The sequence below is a fragment of the Rickettsia sp. TH2014 genome (assembly GCF_019249195.1).
GTDB classification, from domain to species: Bacteria; Pseudomonadota; Alphaproteobacteria; order Rickettsiales; family Rickettsiaceae; genus Rickettsia; species Rickettsia felis.
On sequence record NZ_MXAX01000152.1, the window covers coordinates 1 to 5399 of the forward strand.

Sequence of the window (5399 nt, forward strand, 5' to 3'; positions counted from 1 at the left end):
TTTTTTGATTTAGATTCATCTCTAATCCTCCATTNNNTATTATCTTAATTTTACTAAATGTAAGATTAAATCTCAACTATTACAAATTAAAAGCTCGATTTATCTCGCTTTATGCTGGATTCCCGCATCCGTGGGAATGACATAAATCGATCCACGCAACAAGACTGCTAAAAGCAGAAATGACATAGAAATTACCGTTGGTTTCCCTTGGAATGCTTTCCTTTATTAACCTTAGGAGTATTGGAAGGTACCAATGGACTATTACCTCTTCTAGCAGGACTTTGCTTCTTCATTCTATTAATAATTCGTTGTTGTTTAAGATTATTTATTTTTTGTCTTCCGGCTATCCTTATAGATTTAGTAATTTTGGCAGTTTCTACAAATATTTCCTGAGGAGTTTGTATCTGATCAATTTGCTCATAATGTTTTTTAAGAAACTCTTCTTTTATTTTTGACTTTACTCCTTTCAAATCAATATATGTTTTATATAACTTCTTTAATTTTATTTTAGATTCTTTTATTTGTTGTTTGGAAGATTTTTGAGGATGTGATTTAATCGAATTAACAAGACTACTGCCTATTGCTTTTATAATATTAACTGCAGGCGAAGCTATTTTCTTTATTCCTTCATAAATTTTACCGAGTCCTCTAGCAATAACATCTAATATTTTAAGCTCATATTCTTTAGATATAGGAGGGGTATCCCTAATAATATCTCTAGCTTCAGTTAGATTGTTAGCTAAATTAAATAATGCTTTTTTCTCCTCTAAATCAGTAGATCGATTAGCATATGAACTAGCTATATCTGCCTGAGCATCTATAGTATCGGTAATTATTGATTTAGTATCATTAAAAGAAAGGTCTATATGTGTCTTTTTTTGCGTTATAGGACTATCTTCTCTTAATTTATCTAGCCTATCACGTATTTCTTGGTCTTTTTGAGCATTTAGAGCTTTACTTTTTTGTTCTAATTTAACCTCGGATTGTATCTTCTCAACTAGCTTATCTACCTCATCATCGGATTCATAACCAGAGTCATAACCGGATTTTTTTGTGGGGGTATAAGGTCTATCTTGGAGCTTTGCAAATCTTTCTTCTAATTCTTCAAGTGTTGGAGGAGTGCCCTTAAGTTTTGCTAGTCTTTCTTCTAATGCTTTTATTATTTGGTCGTCTTGCTTTTTCTTAGACATATATACCTCTGTAATAATTCTCAATTATTAATAACATAAATTACTAACTAAAATAAAGTATTTTTTGACACGAACTAAGGTATAATTGCATAAAACCAAGTTATGTAAGTAATATAAATATTAAGAATAATCGCCGGCAGTATTATTGTCTAGACTCATGCCTGCTATTTTAATGCTGCTATCTTCAAAATGTAGATATTGGGTGACCTCACTTATTATTCCTGCTTTAGCTATTGCTGCAAAAACAGTACCGGTAAGGTCTTTAACTGTACAAGCTATTTCAAAAAAATGATCTTTTATGTGATTATCTACTTTTACAAAATCATCAGAATTAAAATTCTTTCGCGCTAATAGTATTTCTAATACTTCCTGTTTATGTTTCGATAAACTGCTATATTCTCTAAGAGCGGCATATTCTGTATTCTCTATAGTACTCTCTTTGCTAAACTTCTTTTCAATAAATTTAGCAAGTTTATTTAAATGATATCTCGATACTCTAGCATCCCAAATTTCTTGAACTTCCGGAGTTGAAGCGTTATAAGCATTAATACAATCGTCACCTTGTAAATTCTCAAGTTCTTTTATAGACAACAGCAAATTTTTAATAGACCCTTTAGTAGGATGGTGTCGTATTAACGAATCATCACATAATATATCTATATTATCAGGTATTTGCACGCCAAACCTAACAAACAACTTAGTCATTTCCAAGTGTTCAAATTCTACACCATTTTCATCTTTATAAATTACAAAAAGTTTTTTCACAGTAGAATAGCTTATATTATGCCTCAAATATTCAGCATTAATATTTGCACCTTTTTTTCAGTAAAAGCTTGGCAGCTTCAATATTATTACCTTCAAATGCCGAATGAAAAGCCGTATGAGTTCCTTCAGAAGCTTCTGTATTTACGGTAAAAATATTATTATCAAGTGAATAATTTATAATATTTAAAGAATCTTCTTCTGCAGCAATATTAAGTAAATTTGCTTTTTCGCCACCTTCGTCTATTATAAAATGTAAATCCCCTCCATTTTTAACAAATTCTTCTAATATAGGGACTAGATCATTTCTAGCAGCTAAACTTACTATTTCTTCTGCTGTACAATTTCCCCACGCTTCTTGAGCTGTTAATATTTCTTTTTCTGACCAACTATTTATTTTTTTACCTAATTCAAAAAATAGTGCTTTTAATTCTTCTGACATATTTTAACCTAATTTAATTTTAACCATGTTATATGGTAAATTATAGTAAAAAATAACTTGAATTTTTAATGAGTTATAAATACTTTTTTAAAAAGCTCTCAAGGTCATCCCAGCAAAAGCAGGGATTCAGTAATAAAAAGGTATAAATATATTGAATTTTCAATGTTAAAAGCTCAATTTATTTCGCTTTTTTCTGGATTCCCGCTTTCGCGGAAATGACATATCAAACAGCTTAGAATCTAGAAAAACATAACATTTTCAGAATATAACTTTATACATTCTTCTTTTTTAACCACTCCCTAACTTCATCAGTAGTGTAAGTTTTAAAATCAGGAGCATTAATTCTTTGTAAGGCAATTTTAGCGTCTTCCGAAACTTCTTGTATTTCCTTTAGATAATATTCAATTGCTTTACGTGCTATATACCCTTTTGACCTGTCTAAGCTTTTTGCAGAGCATGTTAAACTATCATTTAGTTCATCCGGAATAGTTAAGTTAGGTCTTGCCATCTTTTGACCTATATTTAAATTAATAACACACCATGACACATAATAACACGTTATGACACAAACTACAAACTGATATTTAATAAATTATAAATATATGAAGAGTTGGTATACGAAGCCAATTTTTTAAATTCAGCGAGTATACTTATCCATCACGTCAGACATGATTTTACGAGCTATTGGGGCGGCGGCTTTACTACCTCCTCCTCCATGGTCAACAAAAACAGTAACGGAATAACGGGGATCGTGATAAGGAGCAAATCCTAAGAATAAAGCATGATTACGCCTCTCCCAGGCAATAGAGTCACGGCTTAAATCGTCTTTAGCATTTAGTTTGCCTCGCACCTGCGAAGTACCTGTTTTACCGGCAAGTTGCCTATTTTCGCCTAGAATTCTATTATAATACGCCGTACCTCCCGCAACATTCACGGTATTATACAAGCTTTCTTGTATTATTTTGATATTTTCAGGCTTAATATTAACATTATAAAATTCCGGATCGTTTTTTAATATTCTAGGTGTATATAATTTACCGTTACTTGCAATAGCCGTAATAAATCTTGCAAGCTGCATCGGCGTTACTCCTAAAAATCCTTGCCCGATTGCTAAATTAAAACTATCCCCTATTGACCAAGGGAGCTTTAATTTTTTCTTTTTCCACTCTTTTGACGGTACAAACCCGCTACTTTCAGGAGCTAAATCAATACCGGTCTTTGAGCCGAGACCAAATTCTCTTGCAACTTCAAGAATTTTATCCGGACCTACTATTCTGGCTAACTCATACATATAAATATTGCAGGAATGCTTTAAAGCAGACATCATATCTACCGTCCCGTGTCCGCTATGATTCCAGCATCTAAAGCTATTAGTACCAAGAACAGAACTACCGTCACAAAAAACGGTTTTATTAGGATTAATACCTACTTCAAGAGCCGCAAGTACGGTCATTATTTTAAAAACCGAACCGGGAGGATAAGAATTTTGTATTACCTTATTAATTAAAGGTTTATAAGGATCACTCGTTAAACTCTGCCAATAATTTTCCGATAATTTACTGAAATTATTTGATTCAAAACCCGGTGTGGAAGCACAAATTAGTATGTTTCCGGTTCTAGTATCCATAACTATTGCCGAAGAACCTTTAGGATTTAAATATTGCTGGATATTTTGCTGAAGAGAAGCATCGATATTTAAATACATATCTTCACCCGATTTAGTGGGGGTTCCTGCTATTTCTCGTACCTGCTTACCATAAGCATTTACTTCAACTTTTTTATAACCGAATTCTCCTCGTAATTTATTATCGTAATATTTTTCGATACCGGATTTACCAATATTAAAATCGCTTAAGCTATGTATATTTAACTCTTTCTTCTCTTGTTCATTTATTTGACCTAGATAACCTATTAAGTGAGAAGTAACACTTGAAAAAGGATAAAACCTTAAATATCCTATATCGATAAATATTGAAGCCAGTTTATGCTTTTGTTCTTCAATCATTGATACTTGCTGCCAATCAAGCTGATCAAATATTATTAAAGGAGTGTGGCGACTAGATTTTTTAATTTTTTGCTTAATATAATTATATTTTTCCGGAGATAAATTTAAAATATTACTAATTATTTCTAATTCATCCCGATAATTATTATTAATGCTCCTATCTATTACTAGCTGATAACATGGTTTATTAGTAGCTAAAATATTGCCGTCTAAATCGTAAATTCTTCCTCTAGTCGGCGAAAGTACAACGAAATTAATACGATTCTTATCCGATAAAGTCTTATATTCTTCACTTTTAATAAGCTGTAAATAAAACATTCTTATTCCAAGCAGTGATAAAAATCCGAGTTTACCGAGTCCAATTATAAAGGCCCTTCGTGAAATTAACTCACCATGTAGTATTTTTTTATTTAACATACTTTTTAAAGTAATTCATAGGAGAGTCAATTATAAGACGAACTATATTATAAGAAAATATAGTTGTTAAAAATTGAAAGAAAATTATTAAATATCCGTCTACTTCTAGCTTCTTGATTGTTATTAGTAAATATTTAAAATTCAATATAAATAAGAAATAAACACAAAAAACAACAAAATTTATCAAATAGTTTTTAGCTATAAAAAATTTTGAAGAGAGTTTATATATTATATATGCCGACAAAAAAACTAACGAATTTGTACCGATGGGCATACCGCTTATTTGATCTATCAATAAACCGAGAAAAAATATTCCAAAAACATTTAAGGAATATAACGACATAAAGTAATAAATAAATATAATTTCTATCGCCGGGAAAATGCTACTTTGAATGCCTATTTTATAGCTCACTAACGGAAATAATATTATAAAAAAACATAGCAAAGCAAACAGCAATTTTAATATTATCCGTAAGCTATTTTTATATATGTCCTGTTTTATCTTTAACATGAATTATCTTATTTTCTGTCATTCCCGTGAAGCATTGTTGCATAGATCTGCTTTTCGTCACTGCGAGAAGAA

6 protein-coding genes are annotated in these 5399 nt (G+C 31.0%); all 6 read right to left on the reverse strand.

The genetic code is table 11. The annotated features are described in order from the left end of the window. Positions 1-191 precede the first annotated feature (191 nt). Positions 192-1190, reverse strand: a complete 999-nt coding sequence (locus tag KYQ89_RS02860) for a hypothetical protein (protein ID WP_218460322.1) — start codon at positions 1188-1190, stop codon at positions 192-194. 120 nt (positions 1191-1310) lie between these two features. Further along, a complete protein-coding gene (locus KYQ89_RS02865) occupies positions 1311-1955 on the reverse strand; it encodes a hypothetical protein (RefSeq protein ID WP_218460327.1) in 645 nt (214 codons plus the stop codon). Positions 1956-1992: 37 nt separating this feature from the next. Continuing rightward, the gene (locus tag KYQ89_RS02870; RefSeq protein WP_218460323.1) at positions 1993-2394 is read right to left on the reverse strand and encodes an ankyrin repeat domain-containing protein; all 402 of its coding nucleotides are present in this window, start codon (positions 2392-2394) and stop codon (positions 1993-1995) included. Between the two features lie 271 nt (positions 2395-2665). Next, positions 2666-2941, reverse strand: coding sequence for a ribbon-helix-helix domain-containing protein (locus KYQ89_RS02875; protein ID WP_218460324.1), 276 nt, complete (start codon positions 2939-2941; stop codon positions 2666-2668). 90 nt (positions 2942-3031) lie between these two features. Further along, positions 3032-4816: a penicillin-binding protein 2 gene (gene mrdA / locus KYQ89_RS02880; protein WP_218460325.1), complete on the reverse strand. Its 1785-nt coding sequence runs from the start codon at positions 4814-4816 to the stop codon at positions 3032-3034. Next, positions 4806-5327: a hypothetical protein gene (locus tag KYQ89_RS02885; protein WP_218460326.1), complete on the reverse strand. Its 522-nt coding sequence runs from the start codon at positions 5325-5327 to the stop codon at positions 4806-4808. The genes mrdA and KYQ89_RS02885 overlap by 11 nt, the downstream gene beginning before the upstream one ends. Positions 5328-5399 lie beyond the last annotated feature (72 nt).